Origin of the sequence: Streptomyces brasiliensis (assembly GCF_014647875.1) — a bacterium.
GTDB lineage: Bacteria > Actinomycetota > Actinomycetes > Streptomycetales > Streptomycetaceae > Streptomyces > Streptomyces brasiliensis.
The window spans coordinates 12,287-31,604 of sequence record NZ_BMQA01000024.1 but is presented as its reverse complement, the minus strand read 5'-3'; the positions used below and the strand labels follow the sequence as shown (position 1 = coordinate 31,604).

19 protein-coding genes are annotated in these 19,318 nt (G+C 68.9%); 10 read left to right on the top strand and 9 right to left on the bottom strand.

The annotated features are described in order from the left end of the window. From IEZ19_RS29090 to IEZ19_RS29065, 6 genes are read left to right on the top strand one after another with little or no spacing between them, the layout of a single operon-like run. Complete coding sequence (locus IEZ19_RS29090) at positions 1 to 975, top strand: DODA-type extradiol aromatic ring-opening family dioxygenase (RefSeq protein WP_189314290.1); 975 nt, start codon at positions 1 to 3, stop codon at positions 973 to 975. Then, positions 972 to 1,634 (top strand): RraA family protein, encoded by a 663-nt coding sequence (locus IEZ19_RS29085; RefSeq protein WP_189314289.1) that lies wholly within the window; start codon positions 972 to 974, stop codon positions 1,632 to 1,634. The genes IEZ19_RS29090 and IEZ19_RS29085 overlap by 4 nt, the downstream gene beginning before the upstream one ends. Beyond that, the gene (locus IEZ19_RS29080; RefSeq protein ID WP_189314288.1) at positions 1,624 to 2,286 is read left to right on the top strand and encodes an RraA family protein; all 663 of its coding nucleotides are present in this window, start codon (positions 1,624 to 1,626) and stop codon (positions 2,284 to 2,286) included. Before IEZ19_RS29085 ends, IEZ19_RS29080 begins: the two co-directional genes overlap by 11 nt. Further along, entirely contained in the window at positions 2,283 to 2,885 is a 603-nt protein-coding gene (locus IEZ19_RS29075) for an RraA family protein (RefSeq protein WP_189314287.1), read from the top strand. The genes IEZ19_RS29080 and IEZ19_RS29075 overlap by 4 nt, the downstream gene beginning before the upstream one ends. Continuing rightward, the gene (locus IEZ19_RS29070; RefSeq protein WP_189314286.1) at positions 2,882 to 4,024 is read left to right on the top strand and encodes a Gfo/Idh/MocA family protein; all 1,143 of its coding nucleotides are present in this window, start codon (positions 2,882 to 2,884) and stop codon (positions 4,022 to 4,024) included. The genes IEZ19_RS29075 and IEZ19_RS29070 overlap by 4 nt, the downstream gene beginning before the upstream one ends. Further along, entirely contained in the window at positions 4,021 to 5,037 is a 1,017-nt protein-coding gene (locus IEZ19_RS29065) for an amidohydrolase family protein (RefSeq protein WP_189314285.1), read from the top strand. The genes IEZ19_RS29070 and IEZ19_RS29065 overlap by 4 nt, the downstream gene beginning before the upstream one ends. Positions 5,038 to 5,143: 106 nt before the next feature. Here IEZ19_RS29065 and IEZ19_RS29060 read toward each other — a convergent pair whose 3' ends face one another. From IEZ19_RS29060 to IEZ19_RS29050, 3 genes are all read right to left on the bottom strand, one after another. After that, positions 5,144 to 5,638, bottom strand: a complete 495-nt coding sequence (locus IEZ19_RS29060; protein WP_189314284.1) for a MarR family winged helix-turn-helix transcriptional regulator — start codon at positions 5,636 to 5,638, stop codon at positions 5,144 to 5,146. Between the two features lie 73 nt (positions 5,639 to 5,711). Beyond that, positions 5,712 to 6,479 carry an enoyl-CoA hydratase/isomerase family protein gene (locus IEZ19_RS29055; protein ID WP_229840944.1) on the bottom strand — a complete coding sequence of 256 codons (768 nt, stop codon included), beginning with the start codon at positions 6,477 to 6,479 and terminating at the stop codon, positions 5,712 to 5,714. A gap of 98 nt (positions 6,480 to 6,577) precedes the next feature. Beyond that, positions 6,578 to 7,573, bottom strand: coding sequence for a PDR/VanB family oxidoreductase (locus tag IEZ19_RS29050; protein ID WP_189314283.1), 996 nt, complete (start codon positions 7,571 to 7,573; stop codon positions 6,578 to 6,580). Positions 7,574 to 8,113: 540 nt separating this feature from the next. Between IEZ19_RS29050 and IEZ19_RS29045 the strand changes: the two genes are divergently transcribed. Beyond that, entirely contained in the window at positions 8,114 to 8,914 is an 801-nt protein-coding gene (locus IEZ19_RS29045; protein WP_189314282.1) for a FadR/GntR family transcriptional regulator, read from the top strand. Positions 8,915 to 8,974: 60 nt separating this feature from the next. Here IEZ19_RS29045 and IEZ19_RS29040 read toward each other — a convergent pair whose 3' ends face one another. The 3 genes from IEZ19_RS29040 to IEZ19_RS29030 are packed head-to-tail and all read right to left on the bottom strand — an operon-like array spanning position 8,975 to position 11,530. Beyond that, positions 8,975 to 9,811 (bottom strand): ABC transporter ATP-binding protein, encoded by an 837-nt coding sequence (locus tag IEZ19_RS29040; protein WP_229840942.1) that lies wholly within the window; start codon positions 9,809 to 9,811, stop codon positions 8,975 to 8,977. Beyond that, positions 9,801 to 10,646, bottom strand: a complete 846-nt coding sequence (locus IEZ19_RS29035; RefSeq protein ID WP_189314281.1) for an ABC transporter permease — start codon at positions 10,644 to 10,646, stop codon at positions 9,801 to 9,803. Before IEZ19_RS29035 ends, IEZ19_RS29040 begins: the two co-directional genes overlap by 11 nt. After that, positions 10,643 to 11,530, bottom strand: a complete 888-nt coding sequence (locus IEZ19_RS29030) for an ABC transporter substrate-binding protein (protein ID WP_189314280.1) — start codon at positions 11,528 to 11,530, stop codon at positions 10,643 to 10,645. The genes IEZ19_RS29035 and IEZ19_RS29030 overlap by 4 nt, the downstream gene beginning before the upstream one ends. A gap of 1,274 nt (positions 11,531 to 12,804) precedes the next feature. Between IEZ19_RS29030 and IEZ19_RS29025 the strand changes: the two genes are divergently transcribed. The 3 genes from IEZ19_RS29025 to IEZ19_RS29015 all read left to right on the top strand — a co-directional run bounded on the left by IEZ19_RS29025 (position 12,805) and on the right by IEZ19_RS29015 (position 15,681). Then, positions 12,805 to 13,488: an aggregation-promoting factor C-terminal-like domain-containing protein gene (locus tag IEZ19_RS29025; protein ID WP_189314279.1), complete on the top strand. Its 684-nt coding sequence runs from the start codon at positions 12,805 to 12,807 to the stop codon at positions 13,486 to 13,488. A 160-nt stretch (positions 13,489 to 13,648) separates the two neighbouring features. After that, complete coding sequence (locus IEZ19_RS29020) at positions 13,649 to 14,587, top strand: RNA polymerase sigma factor (RefSeq protein WP_189314278.1); 939 nt, start codon at positions 13,649 to 13,651, stop codon at positions 14,585 to 14,587. Between the two features lie 152 nt (positions 14,588 to 14,739). Next, positions 14,740 to 15,681 carry an alpha/beta fold hydrolase gene (locus IEZ19_RS29015; RefSeq protein WP_189314277.1) on the top strand — a complete coding sequence of 314 codons (942 nt, stop codon included), beginning with the start codon at positions 14,740 to 14,742 and terminating at the stop codon, positions 15,679 to 15,681. A gap of 142 nt (positions 15,682 to 15,823) precedes the next feature. On the opposite strand, the gene IEZ19_RS29010 is transcribed toward IEZ19_RS29015, so the two are convergent. From IEZ19_RS29010 to IEZ19_RS29000, 3 genes are all read right to left on the bottom strand, one after another. Further along, positions 15,824 to 16,204, bottom strand: coding sequence for a DUF6009 family protein (locus IEZ19_RS29010; protein ID WP_189314276.1), 381 nt, complete (start codon positions 16,202 to 16,204; stop codon positions 15,824 to 15,826). Between the two features lie 202 nt (positions 16,205 to 16,406). After that, positions 16,407 to 17,957: a DNA primase family protein gene (locus tag IEZ19_RS29005; protein ID WP_189314275.1), complete on the bottom strand. Its 1,551-nt coding sequence runs from the start codon at positions 17,955 to 17,957 to the stop codon at positions 16,407 to 16,409. After that, on the bottom strand, positions 17,954 to 19,051 hold the full coding sequence (locus IEZ19_RS29000) for a bifunctional DNA primase/polymerase (RefSeq protein ID WP_189314361.1): 1,098 nt from the start codon (positions 19,049 to 19,051) through the stop codon (positions 17,954 to 17,956). Before IEZ19_RS29000 ends, IEZ19_RS29005 begins: the two co-directional genes overlap by 4 nt. Between the last annotated feature and the right edge of the window lie 267 nt (positions 19,052 to 19,318).

The window sequence follows — 19,318 nt, the reverse complement described above, 5'->3', positions numbered from 1 at the left end:
ATGGCACTTCTGGTAGGCGGTGCGGGCGTCTCCCACAGCCCGCAGCTGTCGATCGAACCGGGCGGCTGGCGTGCCCACGGTGACCTGGAGCAGGGCCGGCTCGCCGAGTTGGGCCTGCCGCCCACGGACCGGACGGCCGACGAGCTGGCGGGCGAACTGGACGAGCGGGTGATCACGGCTCGTCACGAGGCCTGCCAGCGGGCTCTCGAGGCGACGCGGCGGGAATTGCTGGCGATGCGGCCGGACATCCTCGTGGTGATCGGTGACGACCAGCGTGAGCTGTTCCTCGACGACATCATGCCCGCGCTGTCGATCTTCTGGGGCACCTCGCTCGACGACCGGCCGCCGGGCATGACGGCCTACCCGTCCACCATGGAATCCGCCTACCGCTACTACCACGCGGAGCAGGAAGACACCTATCGGACCGAGCCCGGGCTGGGGTTGCATCTGGTGGAGCGGCTCGTGGAGTCGGGTGTCGACGCCGCGCAGTTCACCGAGCAGCCGGCCGGCCGCACGCTGGGCCATGCCTTCACCTTCATCTACCGGCGGCTGTTCGAGGGCCTGCCCCGGCTGCCCCTCGTGCCGATCATGCTCAACACCTACTACCCGCCCAACCAGCCCACTCCGCGGCGATGTGTGGAGATCGGCCGGGCGCTGCGGGCGGCGATCGACAGCTGGCCGTCCGACAAGCGGGTCGCCCTGATCGCCTCGGGTGGTCTGACCCATCCCATCATCGACGAGAAGCTCGACCGCAGGCTCCTGGAAGCGCTCGAACGGCACGACTGCGACGACCTGGCGCAGCTTCCGGCGGAAGGGCTGACCGAGGGCAGCTCGGAGATCCGCAACTGGATCGCCGTCGGCGCCGCCCTGCACGGCATACCGGGCAGGACCGTCGACTACATCCCGGCCTACCGTTCCGCGGCGGGTTCGGGCTGCGGCATGGGGTTCTTCGCCTGGAACGGGGACGGCTCGTGAACGACCACGGCAAGCGGCTGGCCGCGCTGGACGTGTGCGTGGTCTCCGATGCGCTGGACGCACTCGGTCTGCCGGGTGCGGTCGCGGGCGTGCTGCCGGTGTGGGAGGGCAGCCGCCTGGCCGGCCGCATCATTCCGATGCGTACGGTGCCCGCGCAAGGCCGCACAAGCACCCAGCACTTGGGCACCGCGGCCATCGAGCGGGCAAAGCCCGGCGACATCATCGTGGTGGAGCAGGCCGGAGCCGGTGCCGCCCCGGTCTCCGCCACCTGGGGCGGCCTGCTCGCCCAGGCGGCCCGGTTGCGCGACATCGGCGGCATCGTCATCGACGGCGCCTGCCGTGACGTCGATGAGATCCGCGAGCTGGGACTGCCGGTATCTGCCCGCACGGCCGTTCCCTTCACCGCGCGCGGCCGCTACGTCGAGGACACCGTCGGCCGGCCGATCCGGGTCGGGGAGGTCACGGTGGCGGACGGCGACTGGGTCGTCGCGGACGCCAGCGGGGTGGCCTTCATCGCCGCCTCGCGGATCGAGGACGTCCTTCGGCACGCGGAGCGGCTGGTGGCCAAGGAACGACTGATGGCCGAAGGCCTGCGGCGCGGAGATCTCCCGTCGGCGGTGCTGGGCCGTGACTACGAGGAGATGCTCAATGGGCAATGACGACATCGTCGAGCGGCTGCGCGACATCGGCACGTCCACGCTGTCCGACGCCCTGGACCGGATCGGCCTGCCGGGTGCGGTGCCGGGGATTGTGCCGTTCGACGCCCGCCTGCGGTTGTGCGGGCGGGCGTTCACCGGGCAGTACGAGCCCGTCGACGACACCGGGGGGACGGTCGGCGACTACATCGACGACGTCGCCCCGGGCGAGATCGTCGTGCTGAACAACCAGGGCCGCCTGGACTGCACGGTCTGGGGCGACATCCTCACCTACGTGTCCTCCTCCCGCGGCGTGGGCGGCACCGTGATCGACGGTGTCTGCCGTGACGTGCGGCCCAGTCTGCAGCTCGACTACCCCGTCTTCGCGCGCGGCCGCTCCATGCAGACCGGCAAGGACCGCGTCCGGCTCGCCGACACCGGCCGGCCGGTCCTGCTGGGCGAGGTGACGGTCGCGCCGGGCGACATCGTCGTGGGCGACGCGGACGGGGTCGTCGTCCTCGCCGCTGCCGAGGCCGAGCGGGTGCTCGCCGTGGCCGCCGAGATCGACGAGGCCGAAGACCGTATCCGGCAGTCCGTCGCCGCCGGGTCACGCCTGGACGCGGCCCGCGCCGCGACGGGCTACCACCGGCTCCAGACCCCTGGCAGCCGGCCATGACCGGGGTGGCAGTGGACCTGCACCCCTTCGGTACGGCCACCCTGCACGAGTCGGGGGCGGCCCCGTTGCCCCCACAGATCCGCCCGCTCGACCGGAGCTGGTGGGTGTGCGGGCGGGTCTTCACCGTGGACCTGGCGCCCGGCCACAACATCTGGCTGCACCGGGCCATCTACGCTGCCGAACCGAACGACATCCTCGTGGCCTGCGCCAACGGCGGCTTCGAGTACGGCTATTGGGGCGACATCATGGCCCACGCGGCGGCCGAGCGCCGTCTGGGCGGCCTGGTCATCGACGGATGTGTCAGGGACTCGGCCGATCTCCTGCGCCTGGGCCTGCCCGTCTTCGCCCGCGGCCTGTGCGTGCGCGGCACCGGCAAGGACGCCGCGCAGGGCGGTCTGCAGGTCCCGCTGACCATCGGCTCCACGACGGTGCGGCCCGGCGACATCGTCGTCGGGGACGCCGACGGAGTCGTGGTCGTTCCCCCCGCTCACCTCCACGATGTCGCCGCGCGCGCCGAGCAGCGCGAGCAGAAGGAGGAATCCGTCAGGGCCCGTCTCGCGGCCGGGGAATCGACGCTCGACATCTACGGACTGGCATGAGTACCGCGCGTGGTCTGGGCATCGTGGGCTGGGGTGCAGCCGGCCGGCTGATGGCCGCCGCGGCCGAGCGCACCGGCCGGTTCCGGCTGTCGGGCGTCGCCGACATCAGCGAGGACGCCCGGGCCCATGCGGCCCGGGAGGCGGGCTGCTCGGTCTGGGCGAGCGTCGACGAACTGGCCGGTGCGCGAGACGTCGATGTCATCTATGTGGCCTCGCCGACGGTCCATCACAGGGCCGCCGTCGAGACCGCTGCGGCGCATGGCAAACACGTCATCAGCGAAAAGCCCCTGGCGGTGACGCTGGAAGAGGCGCAGCGGGTGGTCGAGGCGGCGCAACGGGCCGGTGTCGTGCTGCTGGTGGGAGCCACCCACAGCAGTGACGCACCGGTGCGGGCCCTGCGCCGCCTGGTGGAGGAGGTCCGGCTGGGCGCGCTGCTGTCTGTGGCGTCCGCCTGCCACACGGACTGGCACCGCAGGCCCCGCTCTGCCGCCGACCTGGACGCGGGGCAGGGCAATGGGCTGGTGCTGCGTCAGGGAGCCCATCAGTTCGACATCCTGCGCTATGTGTGCGGTGGCGTCGCGCAACGGGTCTTCGCCATGACTTTCGGTGGCTCGGCGGGACGGGAGCGTGGCTTCTCCGCCTGCATCAGTTTTGGCAACGGTGCGCAGGCAAGCGCCTATTACAGCGGCACGGGCGGCTTCGACAGCCGGCTGCTGACCTGGGGCGTGGGGGAACTCGCCACCGTCGACATCGATCCGGGGCCGCCGCTCGGCCGCTACTTCGCGCTGCCGGGGCGGGAGGCCGTCACGCAGGTGTCTCCCATGTTCGGCACCACGGTGGCCACGTTCAGCGAGGGCACGGTCTGGCTGACGCCGAGGGGGCTTCTGATCCACGAGGAGACCGGGGTGCGGGAGCAGTCCGTGGCCGGACAGCTCTCGGGCTGGGACGCGGTGCTCGACGAGATGGACTCGGCGCTCGAAGGGCGTCAGCCGGTCCATGACGGCGCGTGGGGTGTTGCCACGTTGGAAACGTGTCTGGCGGTGCACGAATCGGCGCGTACCGGCGCGCCGGTGTCCCTGGAGCACCAGGTGGCCTTGCCGACCGCCTCGCATTTCACTGCATTGAAGGAGATTTCATGATCATCGACGCCCATGCGCACCTGAACGCGCCGGCGGAGCTGTACGCCTATCAGGCCTCCCTGCTGTCCTCGCGAGGGGCTCATGGCAACTTCGGCGCCGGGGTGAGTGATGCGCAGCTCAAGGAGCGCGGGGAGTACACGCTGGGGGTGATGGACAGCGTCGGCACCGACCTTCAGCTGATTTCACCGCGTCCCTTCTCCTGCGCGCACTCCGCGCAGCCGGCCCGCATCGTTCACTGGTGGACGGATGCGGTCAACGATGCCATTGCCCGGCAGGTTTCTCAGTTTCCCGGACGGCTGGCGGGTGTCGCGGGTCTGCCCCAGGCTTACGGCGAGTCGCCGCAGCAGTGGGCTGCGGCGCTCGAGCGGGCCGTCACCGAGTTCGGCATGGTGGGGTGCGTCCTCAACCCCGATCCGTCGGAAGGCACCGGGGACGTCGCGCCGCTGGGCGACGAGTGGTGGTATCCGCTCTACGACAAGCTGGTCGAGCTGGACGTGCCCGCGCTCATTCACTCCGGTGGCTGCCACAACGGCCGGGAGACCTACAGCGAACACTTCATCACCGAGGAGAGCATCGCGATCCTGTCGCTGCTGAACTCGGAGGTGTTCCTGCGCTACCCCACGCTGAAGATCATCGTCGCCCATGGCGGCGGGTCCGTGCCCTACCAGATCGGCCGGTGGCGGGCGGCCCGCGCGCACCAGCGGCTGCGGCAGGGGCAGGTTCTCCAGGAGTCGTTCGACGACAGCCTGCGCCGTCTGTGGTTCGACACCGTCCTGCACCATCCGCTGGCCCTGGAACTGCTGCTGAGGACGGTGGGATCCGACCGTGTGCTGTTCGGGACGGAGAAGCCGGGCAGCGGCAGCGCTCCCGACCCGCAGACCGGCCGTGACTTCGACGACATCCGCCCGGTGATCGAGGGCTTCGATTTCCTCGATGCCCAGCAGAAGCGGGCGGTTCTGTCGGAGAACGCGCTCTCGGTCTTCCGACTCCCCGGTGTGGGCCGGGAGAGCTGACACAAAAGGAGGTGCCGGCCCTGGATCGAACTCCAGGGCCGGCACTTCGGCGTTCATCGGGTTTCTCCTCGGGGTGAAACCCTGTGTTCTTTCCTTGCCGATGCGCTCAGGGTTTTTCCGGAGCGGGCCGGTGGCTGCGGCGCGCGGCAGACGGAGCGTCCGAGTCGGCCAGGCGCTCCAGGATTCCCACCAGAGCGGTCAGACCCTCGCGTTCGCTGCCGGTCAGCGTCTGGTCGATGGCGGCGGTGAGCCAGGCCTCTCGCGCTTCGAGCCAGCGCTCGGCTTCTTCTCGCCCGCGCGGGGTGGCCGTGATCAGTATGCGGCGGCCGTCGTCGGGGTCGGGGCTGCGCGTGACCAGGCCGTTCTGTTCCAGGACGGCCAGGGTCTGGGCCATGGACTGGGGGCGCATGTATTCGGCCGCGGCAAGGTCGCTCGTCGTGGCAGGCGGTCCGTAGACCACTCGGTGCAAAGCGGCCAGTTGGCTACGGCTCCAGGGGCCGGCGCCCATGCCGGTCTCCGAGCGGATGCGCCCACGCAGGCGGTCCATGGACCGGACGAGCTCCAAGGCCAGGTTTGCCGAAGGGTTTTCGTTCAGCGCCACCCATGAATCATACAGGTTACCTGCACATTAAAGAGGTGAGAACTCCCGGAAATGTGGTCCGGCGGCAGAAGTCTCAACGTTGCAGGAAGCTCTCGATGGCGTCCTGGGCGTGGCCCGAGGATGCCAGGGAGGAGATGAGGTCGCTCTCGCGGGCGAGTTGATCGTGCAGGCTCCTCGTGTCGGCCGGTTGCCGGAAAAGGCGCTTGGTGGCGGCGAGGGCCTCCGCCGGCGCTTCGGCCAGCGTCCGCGTGATGTCGCGGGCCCGTTCGATCAGATCGGTGTCGTCGACGACATGGCTGGCCAGTCCCCAGGTGACGGCTTCCTCGGCGCTCAGTACACGGTTGGTGAGGGCCAGCTCCACGGCTCGGCGGGGACCGAGCAGCCGGGGCAGGATCCAGCTGCTGCCCATGTCGGGAGAGAGCCCCACGGCGGTGTAGGCCAGCCGGATCCTGGCGGAGCGTGCCACGACGACGATGTCGCCGCAGAAGGCCAGGCCGACGCCGGCGCCGGCCACGGCGCCCTGTACGGCGTTCACCACCGGGACGGCGAGGCCGCTGAGATGTTCCAGCGCCTCGTGAGCGGCGGTGGCCACGGCTTCGACGTAGCCGCCGAGGCCGTCTTTGTGGGCGGCGAACGAGCGCAGGTCGCCTCCGACGCAGAAGTTCCTGCCCTCGGCGCGCAGCAGAACCGTACGCAGTCCTGGCATGCGGGTGAGTTCGGCGGTGGCGCTGCGGAGCTGTTCTGCCGTGTCGAGGTCGAGGGCGTTCGAGCGCTCCGGCGCACTGAGCACCAGTTCCGCCCTGCCTGAGTCGTGATGGAGCTGCACCATTGGGCTGGTCACGGGATCTTGTTCCTCGGCTGACGTCGCTGTCGGGTCATGCGTGGACTGTGGTGGGGCGCCGTCGGGCCCGGGCAGTGGATGCGCCGGGCCGCAGCGGCCTACAGGTCGAGGACCAGTTCGCCGGACGCACAGCTGCCGACGCAGATCATCATGGAGGTGTTGCTGTCGCATTCGGCCTCGGTGAGCACGGTGTCGCGGTGGACGGGGGTGCCGTCGAGGACCTTGGTGTCGCAAGTGCCGCAGAAGCCCTCTTCGCACGAGTAGGCAACCTCGGGGCGCAGCCGGCGCACGGCCTCCAGGATGGTGGTGCCGTCGGTGACCTGCACCGTCTCCCCGGTCCGTGCCAGGACCACGGTGAACTCCCGGTCGTGCTGGTCGGGCGGGGTGTCAGAAACGTCGCCGGTCTCAGGGGCGGGCGCGGTGAACAGCTCGGTGTGCAAGGAGACGTCCGGCCGGTGCGTGACGGAGTCGCGCAGTGCCGCCAGCATGCCGGAGGGACCGCAGCCGTATACGGCCGCGCCGGTGCCGGCCGACTCGACGATGTCCTTCAGGGGGAGAAGCCCGTGGCGGTCCTCGGGCAGGACGGTCACGGGGGCGCCGGCCGCCTGGGCGAGATCCGTGATGTCCCGGGTGAAGGCCATGGAGCGGGCGGATCGGCCCCCGTAGTGGAGGGACCAGGGCAGTCGGCGGGACGTCGCATCGCGCGCCATGCTCAGGATCGGGGTGATGCCGATCCCTCCGGCGATGAAAACGTAGGACGGTGCGGGCTGGAGCGGGAACTGGTTGCGCGGGCCGCGGACGCGGAGTTGTCGTCCGATGAGGGCGGTGTCGTGGATCTCCGCCGAGCCGCCCCGGCCAGGCTGTGCGCGCAGGACGGCGATGGTGTAGCTGCGGCGGTCCTCCGGATGTCCGCACAGGGAGTACTGCCGCGTCAGACCGGAGGGCAGACGCACTTCCAGATGGGCGCCGGGCTGCCAGGGTGGCAGCTCTGCGTCGTCCCTGCGGCTGAGCTGGAGTGAGACGACGTCGTCGGCTTCCCAGCGGATCTGCTCGACGTGAAGGTGCAGTTCCTGGTTGTCCGGGGAGGTGGTCATGACGCCCCTTGGCGTGAGCGGGTGCTGTTCATGGTTGCTCTCTTCCTGCGTGCCGTCCGTGGCTGGTGGGGCCCGCAGCGGAGGGCCGGCCCCGGTCTGGCTGGTACCGGCCGGCCTCAGGGGTGCGGTTTCCCGAGGCCGGCCGGCTTTCTCGGCCGTGTGCCCGGGCCCGCTGCTCGGGCGCCCCGCGAACCGGTTCGTGCCGCCGTACCGGCACAGCGGCAGCTGGTGATGCCGGCACCTGGGCGCGGACCGTACAGGGCACCTGATGAGCCGCGGCAGCGGGCCGATGAGCCACCCTCAACGGCCCGCACAACTAGGATAATCAATGGACCATTACTTTGCTACAGCTGCGGCGAACTGCTTCCGCGGAAACAGCGCGACGACCCTGATCGCCGCTGGGCGTGCCTTCCACGCCGGGGCTGCCCCACCATCCCGACTGGTGTCGGCGCTGTATCTGGCCAGCATGCTTCTCTCCTCCTGGCGTACCATGAATCGAATTTTTGGAGCGGTAGCGCGGGAGGCGAAAGGGTGGGCGACATGGCCGAGGAAGTGTCCGGCACCGGCGGGGCCGCGGAGGGGGCAAGGACCCCTCGGCGCCGGCCCCAGAGCCGCAAGGCACAGAAGGCAGCCCTGCAGATCGCCCAGCAGATCGTCGACGACATCACCGAGGACGGCCTCGGCCCGGGAACGAAAATGGCCAGCGAACGCGACATGCTTGCGCGGTTCGAGGCGGGGCGCGGCACATTGCGGGAGTCGCTGCGCTTTTTGGAGATGAACGGGGTCATCACGGTGAAAGCCGGACCTCAGGGCGGCCCCATTGTGTCCGAGCCCGACGCTCAGGACCTCGCGGGAGTGCTGGGCCTCTTCCTCCAGCTACGCGGCCTGCCGTTCAAGGAACTGGTATCGGCGCGCGAGATCCTGGAGCCGGAGCTGGCCGCTTTGGCCGCCGACGCCTCAGGAGGTGACGTCGCCGACGAGATCACCGACTCGATCGCGGGAATGCGGGCGTTCCTCGACGACGAGCAGAACTTCCTGGCGGAGAACGACCGGTTCCACGCGGCCGTGGCCACCGCCGCCGGAAACGGCCTTTTCGCTCTCCTCATCTCCTCGCTGCATTCCATCACCGACGGCATGCCGCTGGGCGTGAGTTATCCCCGGGAGCGGCGCGAGGCTGTATTGCGGGCGCATGAGGCCGTGGGCGAGGCCATCACGGCGGGGGACGCGGAAGGGGCCCGCTGGGCCATGCGCCGTCATATGCGCGAGTTCCGCCGGTATGTGGAGGAGAAGTTCCCCATGGTCTACGAGCGGACGGTGCGCTGGCGCGACGTCGCCCCCTGACAGCACCTGGTGCTCACCGCGGACCGCGTCGCGGTGAGCACCGGGCAAGGTTCATGGGGTTTAATTCGAATGAACCAGCTCCCAGGCGGCATTGCGCAGCGCCATGAACTCGTCCGACACCTGGTAGGCCAGCGGGCGGGGCCGCGGAGTGGGGCAGGAGAGCACCTTGCGGACCTGACCGGGCCGTCCGGTGAGGATCACGACCCGGTCTGCGAGGTAGACCGCTTCTCCTATGTCGTGGGTGACGAAGACCGTGGTGGTGTTCGTCTGTACGGCGATGCGCTGGAGCTCGATCTGCAGTTCTTCCCTGGTCTGGGCATCGAGTGCGCTGAACGGTTCGTCCATGAGGAGGAGTTCGGGGGCGATGGCCAAGGCGCGGGCGAGATTGGCGCGCTGCTGCATTCCTCCGGAGATCTGATGCGGGTAGTAGTCCTCGAATCCCTCCAGCCCGACGAGCCGGATCAGGTCCTGTGCCTGGCGGCGCACCGCGCGCCGGGAGCGCTCGTGCCGGTTGGGCGTGCGGGTGCGCAACTCCATCCCGAAGGCGACGTTGCGCAGCACGGTCCGCCAGGGGTAGAGGCTGGCCTGCTGGAAGACGAAGCCGGTGCGGGCACTGGCCGCGGTGCTGTCGCCGACCGCGATCGTGCCCGCAGTGGGCGCCGTCATCCCGGCGATGAGCCGGAGCAGGGTGGTCTTCCCGCACCCCGACGGGCCGACTATGGCGATGAACTCCCCTGGCGTGACCTCCAGGTCGATGCCTTCGAGAGCTGTCAGCGTCTGTCCGGTGTGGGGTTGCGGGAACTCCATGCCCACACCGGACAGGAGCAGGCGCGCTCCTCCCGCGACGGCGGTACGGGTGTCGGTGTGCGTGGCCTCGGCGGCCATATCAGCTCGCATCTGTCCTCCAGGGGCAGACCTTGCGTTCCACAGTGCGCAGGAAGGTGGTCAGGACGACGCCGAGGGCCGCGAGCAGGATGGTGCCGACGAAGACATCGGCGGTACGGAACTGCTGCGCGCCCTGGAGGATGAGGAAACCCAGGCCCTTCTGGGCGCCGAAGAAGTCGGCGACCACGATGCCGACCAGACCGCGGCCGACAGCGAGGCGAAGGCCCGTGAAGATGTAGGGCAGGGAGCCGGGCAGGGCGACCTTCACGAAACGCTCGAGTGCGTTGGCCTTGTACGAGGCGGCGACGTCCTTCCATTCCCGGGCAAGGCTCTCGACTCCGGAAAGGGTGTTGATGGCGACCGGGAAGAAGGCCATCAGGACGACGATGAAGGCCTTGGCCGCGAATCCGAATCCGAGCCAGATGATGAACAGGGGGGCCAGGCCGATGCTGGGAGTGGCGTACAGGGCCAGTACCCAGGGTTCGGTGGCATAGCGGACGTAGCGGAACTGCCCCATCAACAGGCCGGTCAGGACGCCGAGGGCTCCGGCGATGACGAACCCGACCGCGAACTGACGCAGGCTGGTCGTCAGATGCCCGGTCAGTTCGCCGCCGGAGCTCATCTCGGCGAAGGCGTGGGCGATCTGGGTGGGTGAGGCGAGCACCAGCGGGTTCACATGGAACACCACGGTGGCGCCTTGCCACAGAAGGAGTCCGCCGAGGATGGAGGCGCAGCCCACCCAGAAGCTGACGCGGTTGCCGCGTCGGCGGCCGAACGGGCGCAGCGGGCGGGTCCTGCGGGATGCCGCGGGGACCGGTGCTGGGGCGGCAGGGCGGCTGGTGGTCACAGCGACTCCGTGGCTCGGTCCAGGTAGGTATTGACGACGAACCCGTCGACGCTGGTGACCTTCTTCATCGCCCCGTGGTCGACGAAAGCCTTGATCGCGCCGTTCAGCGCGGGAAGGTCGATCTTTCCGTCCGCCGGGAAGAGCGCTTCGGCGCGCTTCCCGGTGAGCCAGTAGCCGTAGGCCTGCTCGATCACGGGCTGCGGCGTCTTGAGGATCTTGGAAACCCGCTGGACGAGATCGTGCTCGTTGGCCGGGTCGTGCATCCAGCGCAGGGTGCGCAGCCATCCCCGGGAGAAGCCGACCAGTTCTGCGTCATGGTGGGCGGCGAAGGTTTTCGTCGTGACGACGAAGCCGGAGGCGAAGTTCGGCATGGCGTCATAGAGGGAGCCGAGGTTGCGCAGGCCCTGGTCGACCGCCTGGAATTCCAGGGGCGAGGTGACCACTGTGGCGTCGGCCTGGCCGTTGCGCACCGCGGTGAAACGTTCCGCCGTACCGCCTGCCGTGAACTGCCGGTAGGAACCGGGGGGAATCCCCTGACGCTTCAAAGTGGCGACCAGTGCCACGGTCGACACCGTGCTGGGCCCGGAGGTGGCGATCGTCCGGCCGCGCAGCTGGTCGAGACCGGTGATCCCGGGCTTGGCCACCACGCTCCAGATCGGGCTGTTGCACATCCCGTCGATCGCGATGAGGGGCGCACCCTGCTGGCGGGCCACCACCAGTTCCGAACCGCCTATCTGCAAATCGAAGGAACCTCCCATCAGGCCTGCCGTCATGGTGCTGGTGCTCTGCCCGATCGTGACCGTGACCTCTATCCCCTCCTGTCGCATGAAGCCGAGGTCCTGGCTCAGCGTGAGGGGGATGGTCGCAAAGTTCTGTTCCTGCACGGCAAGGCGGACGACCTTCCTGCCGGAGCTCCCCGCGGCCGATCGGCTGCCGCCGGCCGCGGTGCCGCAGCCTGTCGCGATCGCTGATGCGAGGAGGAACTGGAGGGTCTGCCTTCTTGAACACGCGCCGAGCATCGTTGCTCCTGTCTGTGCCAGAACGCTGATCACCCGGGAGGATCGCGCTCGGCGAGCACGTTCCCGGTTGCTCCTATGATTAGCCTGTAAGCGGGACGAGGTCTAGCCACGTGCACGAAGTCGTCCGCGGGCAGGCCGGAGCACCGGAGAACGGCGTGATCGGCAAACGGCGGCGGCCGTGCAGCGCTTCTCCTATGCGCCGGCCCTCCCCTGCGCCCGGGCCCGGCGCAGGTGAGGGCGGGTGGCCGTGCCGGCCTGTCGAGCCGATCTGCCGACGTGCCTCGAAGTGCCGTCGCAGCCGGTCCTCAACAGGGCGCCTCCGTCGGGTCGTTCGTCTTTGGCCGCGGGGATGACACGGCGTGCGAAGTCGTGCCCGACTGGCCTGCCTTCGGGCGATCCGCCGGCGGAAGGACTGGAGTCGTCCGACGCGATTGTCTCGTCCGACCTGTGAACCCGCCACGGCACCAATCCCGTTGCCCTAGAGAAGATCTCCTGCAGTCAGGGTGTTCATTGGCTGGCCTGGCCGCAGGACGGGGCGGTCGTCCTCATGCTCTTCCCCGACATGAGGGCGGCCGCTCCACCCACCACAGCCGACCTGATGCCGCCGACACCCCATGGGCCTACGGGAGGTCAGGGCTTCGATGTGAGGTTCGCGCAGTCGGCGGCCCGAGCCGCTTCCATGACGGTCCGCAGTCCGGTGGCGGCGCGGCGATCTTGCGGACGCCGAGGTCGATCCAGGCACCGAGGGTCCGCACAGCCGCTTCCTCCCCGCTCTCGCGCGACATCGTGTGCTCGAACCGCCATCGTGCCCCGTCCTCGATCGGCCCGATGACGCGGGACGCCACGGTGACCACTTCGGCCGGGAAGACTCGCGCAGGTAGCGGACCTCGTCGATGAGCGTCCTGCTCATCGACCGATGTGAAACTTCTACGGCGCTGGTGTGCTGAGATGGCACCGCAACAGATACATGTGACGACGTCGTGAACCACCCGGCCGACATCAGGTGTGACCATCCACACCTGCTCCAAGATTGCACCGTCTACTCCGGCACGGCAGAGTGTTCCAACTGCCGGACCCGACAGGTGAGACACCTGCAACAGTCGCGGCACGACCCTACGGACGAACCGGAAGGAAGACGCGTGAGCCCGATTTCGGTCCGGGGATTCGCGGTGGTCTCCGCCACCACGGTCACCGCCGTCGGAAGCGTCGTCGGCGTTGCTTCGGGCAGCACCGCACAGAACAACGACGCAGAGGCGCCAGCAGCAGACACCACGCTCCTCGCGGACATACCCGCGGGTCACCAGGCACAGGTACAGATCGCCTCCCTGACGCGCCAGGCCGACACCCAGGCCATGCAGGCGGACATGAGCGCGAGGAAGGATGCCGAGGAGGCCGCCCGCAAGGCCGCCGCCCGGACCGCGATCCAGAAGAAGGAAGCCGCCGAGAAGGCGGAGCAGGAGGCCAAGGAGCGCGCCGAGGCCAAGGCCGCCGCCTCCCGGGACGCCTCCAGCTTCCCCGTCCGGAGCTCCTACACCGTCGCGCAGATCCAGGCGATGGCCGCGCAGATGGTGCCGGGCGCCCAGTTCCAGTGCTTCAGCAACATCGTGGACCACGAGTCCAGCTGGAACTACCTGGCCGTCAACGCCTCCTCCGGTGCCTACGGCCTCTTCCAGGCCCTGCCGGGCTCCAAGATGTCCTCCGTCGGCGTCGACTGGCGCACCAACCCGGCCACCCAGATCAAGTGGGGCCTCAACTACATGAACAGCGCTTACGGGAGCCCGTGTGCCGCCTGGACGTTCTGGCAGGCGAATCACTGGTACTGAGCCCCGTTCCGGGCCAGCCGGCCGCCCCGGCCACACGTACCTTGACGCCGCGCAACGGGTTCCCCGCCGGCGACGTCAGGTCCCCGCTGGTCCGGTCGCCATGTGTCTCGGAACGGTCAGGTCGAGAGAAGGCCGGTATCGTGACCCGGGAGGGCAGGGTATGAGCGGGATACCGAGGGACATCGGGCCTGTGGAGGACGCGGCACTGACACGGGCCGCGCAGGCGGGCGACACATCGGCTCTGGCCGTGCTGCTGGAGCGTCACCGGCCCGGGATGCGTGCGGTGGCGCTCAGCCTGCTGGGGCCGGGCCCGGACGTGGACGACGTCATGCAGGAAGCGGCGCTGGTGGCGTTGCGCCGCATCGTGGACGTCCGCGATCCGGAAGCGGTGGGGCCATGGCTGCGCATGGTCGTACGCAACAACTGCCGGACGCTGCTGCGCGCCTCCCGCCGTGTCGAGCCCATGGAGTCGGTGCCGCTGCCGTCGAACGGGGCCACGCCCGAACAGGTTTTGCAGAGCCATGCGCTGCGGGACTGGATCTGGGAGGCCGTCGAGGCGTTGTCCCCGGCTCTGCGCCTGCCGCTCGTTCTGCGCTATTTCTCCACCGGGATCACCTCGTACCAGCAGATTGCCGAAGCATGCGCGGTTCCCGTCGGCACCGTGCGCAGCCGGCTGAGTCAGGCACGCGGCACCCTCGCCCAGGCTCTCAGCTCCACCGCGGCCACGGCACACGAGGACGCGGCACGCCGTACCGAAGCCAGCTGGCAGGAGGCGCACGAGACACTCGCGGCCGCCGAGCGCGGCGAGTTCGGCAAGGTGGTCAGGGACCGCTACTCCCCCGGGGTCTCGCTGCTGTCCGGAGGCCGGCGGCTCGGCGGAGCCGACCTCCTGCTGACGGGGATGGACGGTGACCTCTCGGCCGGTGTACGCCAGCGCCCGCTGCACGTGGTGGCCGGCCGGTCCCTGGTCATCTGGGAGATGGAACTGATCAACCCGCCTGACGATCCGGACCACTGCCCGCCCGGTGTCGCCTGGATCATGTCGCTGGACGGTGGCCGCTTCGACCGGGTTTCCCTCTGCCACACACCACGCCCCTAGCAGGCAGTCCCCGCTCCTGCCGCCGCCTGAGTGCAGGCCATGCCGCGTCTGCCCGGAAACATGACCCAGATCACATTCTGACGATCGAACTTCTCGGCACCCGGAGCGTCTTGCCGGTGTCACAGACACCTGCAGACCCCACGGAGATCCCGATGAACGCACCCACCGCACACACCGACGGCCCGGCGTCCGGCACCGAAAACCTCTCCCCCGGAACCCACTCCTATGAGACGGACGGAATCGTCCAGCGCTATCACGTCCACGGCAACGGCCCGGTGTGCGTGGCGCATTCCGGCGGTCCCGGCATCTTCTGGAACTACCTGCGCATGCCCGCCCTCGAAGAGCACCTGACGATGGTCTACGTCGAACCCATCGGCACCGCCGAGGACAGCCGTCTCCCCTCGCACCCGCACGGTTACACCCGGGAGAGGTACAGCCGATTCCTGGAGACGCTGATCAACCGGCTCGGCGTGCCCAAGGTGCACCTCCTGGGGCATTCGCACGGCGCGTTCGTGGCCGCCTACCACGCCCTGCACCGCCCCGAGCGGCTGGCGGGCGTCGTGCTGTACGAGGGCGCACCCGTCACCGGCCCCGAGCACGGGGCGGAGGCGGGCCGCATGGTGGAGGCGTTCGCCGCGAAGCACGCCGGTCATCCCGGACTGCCCGATGTGCTGGCCGCGTTCGGCGCGATGTCCGGCATCTCCAGCGACGAGCAGACCGTGGCGGTCGCCAAAGGTGTGCTGCCGTCGTACTTCGCCGACTACTGGGGCGACGAGGAACGGCTGGCCCCGTTCCGGGACGCGATCCAGGCCACGTACATCTCGGGCCTGGACGTGGACCTCACGCCCGACGTCATCGACGATCGCGCCGCCCTCGAGGGCCTGGAGACACCAGCTCTGGTCGTCGTGGGCCGGCACGACGTGATCTGCGGGCCTCGCTGGGCGCGAGAACTGAACGAGCTGATCCCCGACTCGCACCTGCTGGTGCTGGAGAACAGCGGGCACATGGGGCACATCGAGGAGCCCGAACTGTTCGCGGGCGCGGTCCGTGACTTCGTCCTTCGGACCAGCACCTCGCAGGACGGTGCCGCGTAGGCCACCGGAGGCACCTCACGCGGGTCGGCCCCCTCCTCGGGTCGACCCGTGTGAACCTCGTGCGGTACTGGGCTCGTAGTGGTGATGGAGAGTTGTCTGCACGCCCTGTATGAAGGATCCCGTGCTGTGCCGTGCCAGGGAATCAGGGCGCCGACGCTACGGCCACCGTCCCGCTCTGTGACCTGGGCGTCTTCGCTCCCGGCTTCTTCGGGGCGATCGTGCGCGGGTCGACGGCCTCACCCGGAGCCCCCTCGCGGTAGAGGCCGTCGGGAAAGCTGTCACGGTCATGGGGAAGCAGGAAGAACACCCGGCGCTTGTACAGGCCGCTGTCAGGATCCGGAGAAGCGTCCTCGTCCAGCAGTGCGTAGCCCACCATGCGCCCGTCGCGCGCGTACGGTGGCTTGGTGTTGCGCCGCCTGGTCTTGTCCAGTGCCTGACGGACGTAGTCCAGCTTTTCGAGGTTCTCCAGCCACACCACCTCGTCCTCGTGGATGAGGTCGCTCTCGGTCAACAGCGAACTCATGGCTGCAGCCCCTCCTTCGTCGGCGTGCTCCCCGGCCATGGGGGCATGTCCGGGCATCTGTCCGTCTCTCTCCGGCCCGCTCGCCGCCAAGTGGCGGGCCGCTCTGCTGGGGCCGCCGCATGCGGGACCGGACCACCATCGTAGAGCGCACGACGACACCGGTGTAGGGCCCATAGTGTGGATAGCTGACCTATGTCAGCCGTCATGCGTGCTCCAGTAGTGCGATACCTGGGTAGTATTTTCGGCCATTCGACTTGATCATGTCGGTCGGCGAGGCCACGCCCACCTCCTGTCGGACGCGGTTCGCAAAGGCTCGGGGAGTCGCGGGCCGGATCCCTTCACCGACGTTGCACCAGGAGCTGTACTCCGAGTAGAGCAATCCCTGTTCCACCCTCAGGTCCTTCCCCGAGTCTCCGTCCCGCGTGCAGCATTCGGCCAGGAAGCGGCCGATGTGATCCTCGGTGGTCGCGTAGGCCGTCGTGGCCATACGGACCCTGTCAGGGCCCTCCAGCGGGTCTCTGGTGCGCAGATAGCGCTGCGCCCCCTCGATCAGCCACTGGAGGATCCCCGGGCCCTCGTCGCGAACGAGTTCGAAGGCGAGGTTGTCGATCCTTCGGTGGGCCGGGACCGTCCGGGTGAAGGGCAGCAGGCGGATGCGTCGCCAGAAGGCGAAGCCGCCGGTGGAGACCTCCGGACGGTGGTTGCCCAACAGCCACAAGTGGTGGGTGGGGGTGAACGAGAAGTAGTCCTGCCGCATGCGGCGGGCCTTGATCTTGTCACCACCCGTCAGAAGTCGGACGCGTGCCTCGTCGAACTTGTCGTTCGGCTTCAGTTCGCTGCACACCACCAGACGACGCCCGTGCAGTTCGGTCAGCTCCGTGGAGTGCTCCGAGAAGGCCCCCCGGTCCATCAGGAAGCCCGGCGGGGCCGCGTCCGCATAGTCACCGAGGATCTGGATCATGATGTCGAGCAGCACGGACTTGCCGTTCTTGCCCTCACCGTGCAGGAAGGGCAACACCTGGGCTCCCACGTCGCCCGTGATGGAGTACCCCAGCAGCAGGTGCAGGAAGTCGATCATCTCCCGGCCCTCGTCATCGTCACCGAAGGTGTCGGCGAGGAAGCGGTGCCAGCGGGGCGTCTCCATCTCCTGCGGGGCGACGCTGGTGGCACGGGAGTGGAAGTCACGGGTGGGGTCGGCTTTGCGCAGATGCCCGCTGTGCAGGTCGACCACTCCGACGGGGGTGCACAGGGCGTAGGGATCCCCGTCGAGCCTGTCGGGATCCACTGAGATGTCCGGGGACGCCTTCGCCTGCGTCAGGAGGGCCTTCAGACCGGCGGTGGACAACGTGCGCCGCTTGTGGTGCCCGAGCTCACGGTCGCTGAAGACACCACGCGGATCGGTGGCCGACATGTCCTCGGCCATCTCCCCCGCGGCCCACAGAGCGGCCTTCTCCCCTCCCCCACGCTTCCACCGATAGCCGTCCCACGCGAACCAGCCCAAGCCCTCCACATGGCGGAACTGGTCGTGATGCAGCTCCACGAAGAGACGGGCGTTCCCCCGGTCGGACAGGGAGGGAGGCAGCAGGGCCGAGGCACCGGCTCCCGGGGCGACAGGTGAGGCAGAAGCACCGATGAAGCCCTGTGCGGGCAGCCTGACGGGACCGGGGACCAGTTCCGCCGACTCGAGGTCGAGCATCTGCTGAGCAGCAGCCTGCGGGTCGAAACGTGGTGAGCCTTCGGCGCTGCTGCTCATGGGCGTCCTTTGAGGTGAAGAGGACGGACGGACCCCACGGCAAGGGCGTCGTCAACGATCTTTTCGTTCCGAGACTGCTGCCAAGGGCGGGCATAGTGAGCGACACGGACAAGTCGGTCGCGAATGGCGGTGTGGTCGAGATGCCCCGCTCCGATCAGACCGCCGGCCGTGTAGGCAGCCCTGTTGAGCTTCTCCGTGAAACCGGTCCCCTCCGGGGCGACGGCACACTCCGCGACCAAGGCGATCAGCGGGTCGATGACCTGATGGGCGGGAGCCGCGCGCCTCGGGGCGCGCGCTGGGGAAGCGGCTACTGCGAGGGGTACGGCAACCGCGGCCGGAGTCTGGCTCTCGATGACATGTCCCGTACGGCGGAGTTCACCCCGAAGCCATTCCGGAAGTATGGCCGGATGCCGCGCCGCCCCCACCGCACGGTAGACACCCTGTGGCGTACGTGTGCCCGGAGCCACGATGTAGCCGCCGTTGGCACGCACGTCGACCTGCCAGGCGAGCGCCGTGTTTCGACCGGAACCGGTCGAGCAGCGGTAGCGGGTGGACGTTTCGGGATTGCGGTACCAGACATGCAGGCCGCCGGAAGGCGTACGTACACGCAGCGTGCTCTCGTCCTGCGCCGGATCCTTCGCGCCCCGGTAAGCCGCCAGCAGCGCCAACGTGTCGAAGCCAGAGGCCAGACCATCGAGCTCGACCTGCTCGGGGATGGGAATGCCAGGCAACAAATGTGCCCGGTCTGCGACAGACACCTGGTGAGCGTCGATGTCGATCACGACGAGGCCGGCAGGGCCGCAGGCGACACCCACTCCAGCGGACGGGGTGTCGGCCCACCATCGATCGACAAGGCCCGGATCGGTCGTCGCAGCGTGGAAACCATGGCAAGGGCGTCCTGCAGGCAGGCAGGGGCACGACGTCGGCTCGTGTCTGGCTCCTGAGCAGGAGGAACAGTTCCCGACAGGGGTCTTCCGACCCGGGGACAGAGGATGGACAGGCCAACCCTGCGCAGCACACCACCGCGCGACGGCTCGCGGTGACGTGGGCGCGTTTCTGGCTGCACTGTCTCGGTTCTCACCTTCGCGCGGCACAGGAATCGTCCTCGTCACTTCTGTCGTCTGCCCGATCACTTCACACCCCTGACAGGGAGCCCGCTTCGTCAGGGACCGAAGGGACTCTGATGCGAAAAGAGTGTAAGGCCCACCTTCGCCGAAAAAGGGTCTGTCCAACCCGCGAGCCGTTTCTATCAGGTTCCTGGTCCCTTGGGTCCCTTGACTCGGAGGTTTCTTCCAACCCTAGGGGCTGAAGGGACCGACGCGCAGAAGGCATGTCGCGTTTCGAGGGGGCGGCTGCACCAG

Coding starts and splice junctions, on each gene's coding strand:
- IEZ19_RS29065 (WP_189314285.1), top strand. CDS start 4,021: ATGATCATCGACGCCCATGCGCACCTGAACGCGCCGGCGGAGCTGTAC.
- IEZ19_RS29040 (WP_229840942.1), bottom strand. CDS start 9,811: ATGCGAGCTGATATGGCCGCCGAGGCCACGCACACCGACACCCGTACC.
- IEZ19_RS29020 (WP_189314278.1), top strand. CDS start 13,649: ATGAGCGGGATACCGAGGGACATCGGGCCTGTGGAGGACGCGGCACTG.
- IEZ19_RS29090 (WP_189314290.1), top strand. CDS start 1: ATGGCACTTCTGGTAGGCGGTGCGGGCGTCTCCCACAGCCCGCAGCTG.
- IEZ19_RS29045 (WP_189314282.1), top strand. CDS start 8,114: ATGGCCGAGGAAGTGTCCGGCACCGGCGGGGCCGCGGAGGGGGCAAGG.
- IEZ19_RS29050 (WP_189314283.1), bottom strand. CDS start 7,573: ATGACCACCTCCCCGGACAACCAGGAACTGCACCTTCACGTCGAGCAG.
- IEZ19_RS29010 (WP_189314276.1), bottom strand. CDS start 16,204: ATGAGTTCGCTGTTGACCGAGAGCGACCTCATCCACGAGGACGAGGTG.
- IEZ19_RS29075 (WP_189314287.1), top strand. CDS start 2,283: ATGACCGGGGTGGCAGTGGACCTGCACCCCTTCGGTACGGCCACCCTG.
- IEZ19_RS29015 (WP_189314277.1), top strand. CDS start 14,740: ATGAACGCACCCACCGCACACACCGACGGCCCGGCGTCCGGCACCGAA.
- IEZ19_RS29070 (WP_189314286.1), top strand. CDS start 2,882: ATGAGTACCGCGCGTGGTCTGGGCATCGTGGGCTGGGGTGCAGCCGGC.
- IEZ19_RS29005 (WP_189314275.1), bottom strand. CDS start 17,957: ATGAGCAGCAGCGCCGAAGGCTCACCACGTTTCGACCCGCAGGCTGCT.
- IEZ19_RS29080 (WP_189314288.1), top strand. CDS start 1,624: ATGGGCAATGACGACATCGTCGAGCGGCTGCGCGACATCGGCACGTCC.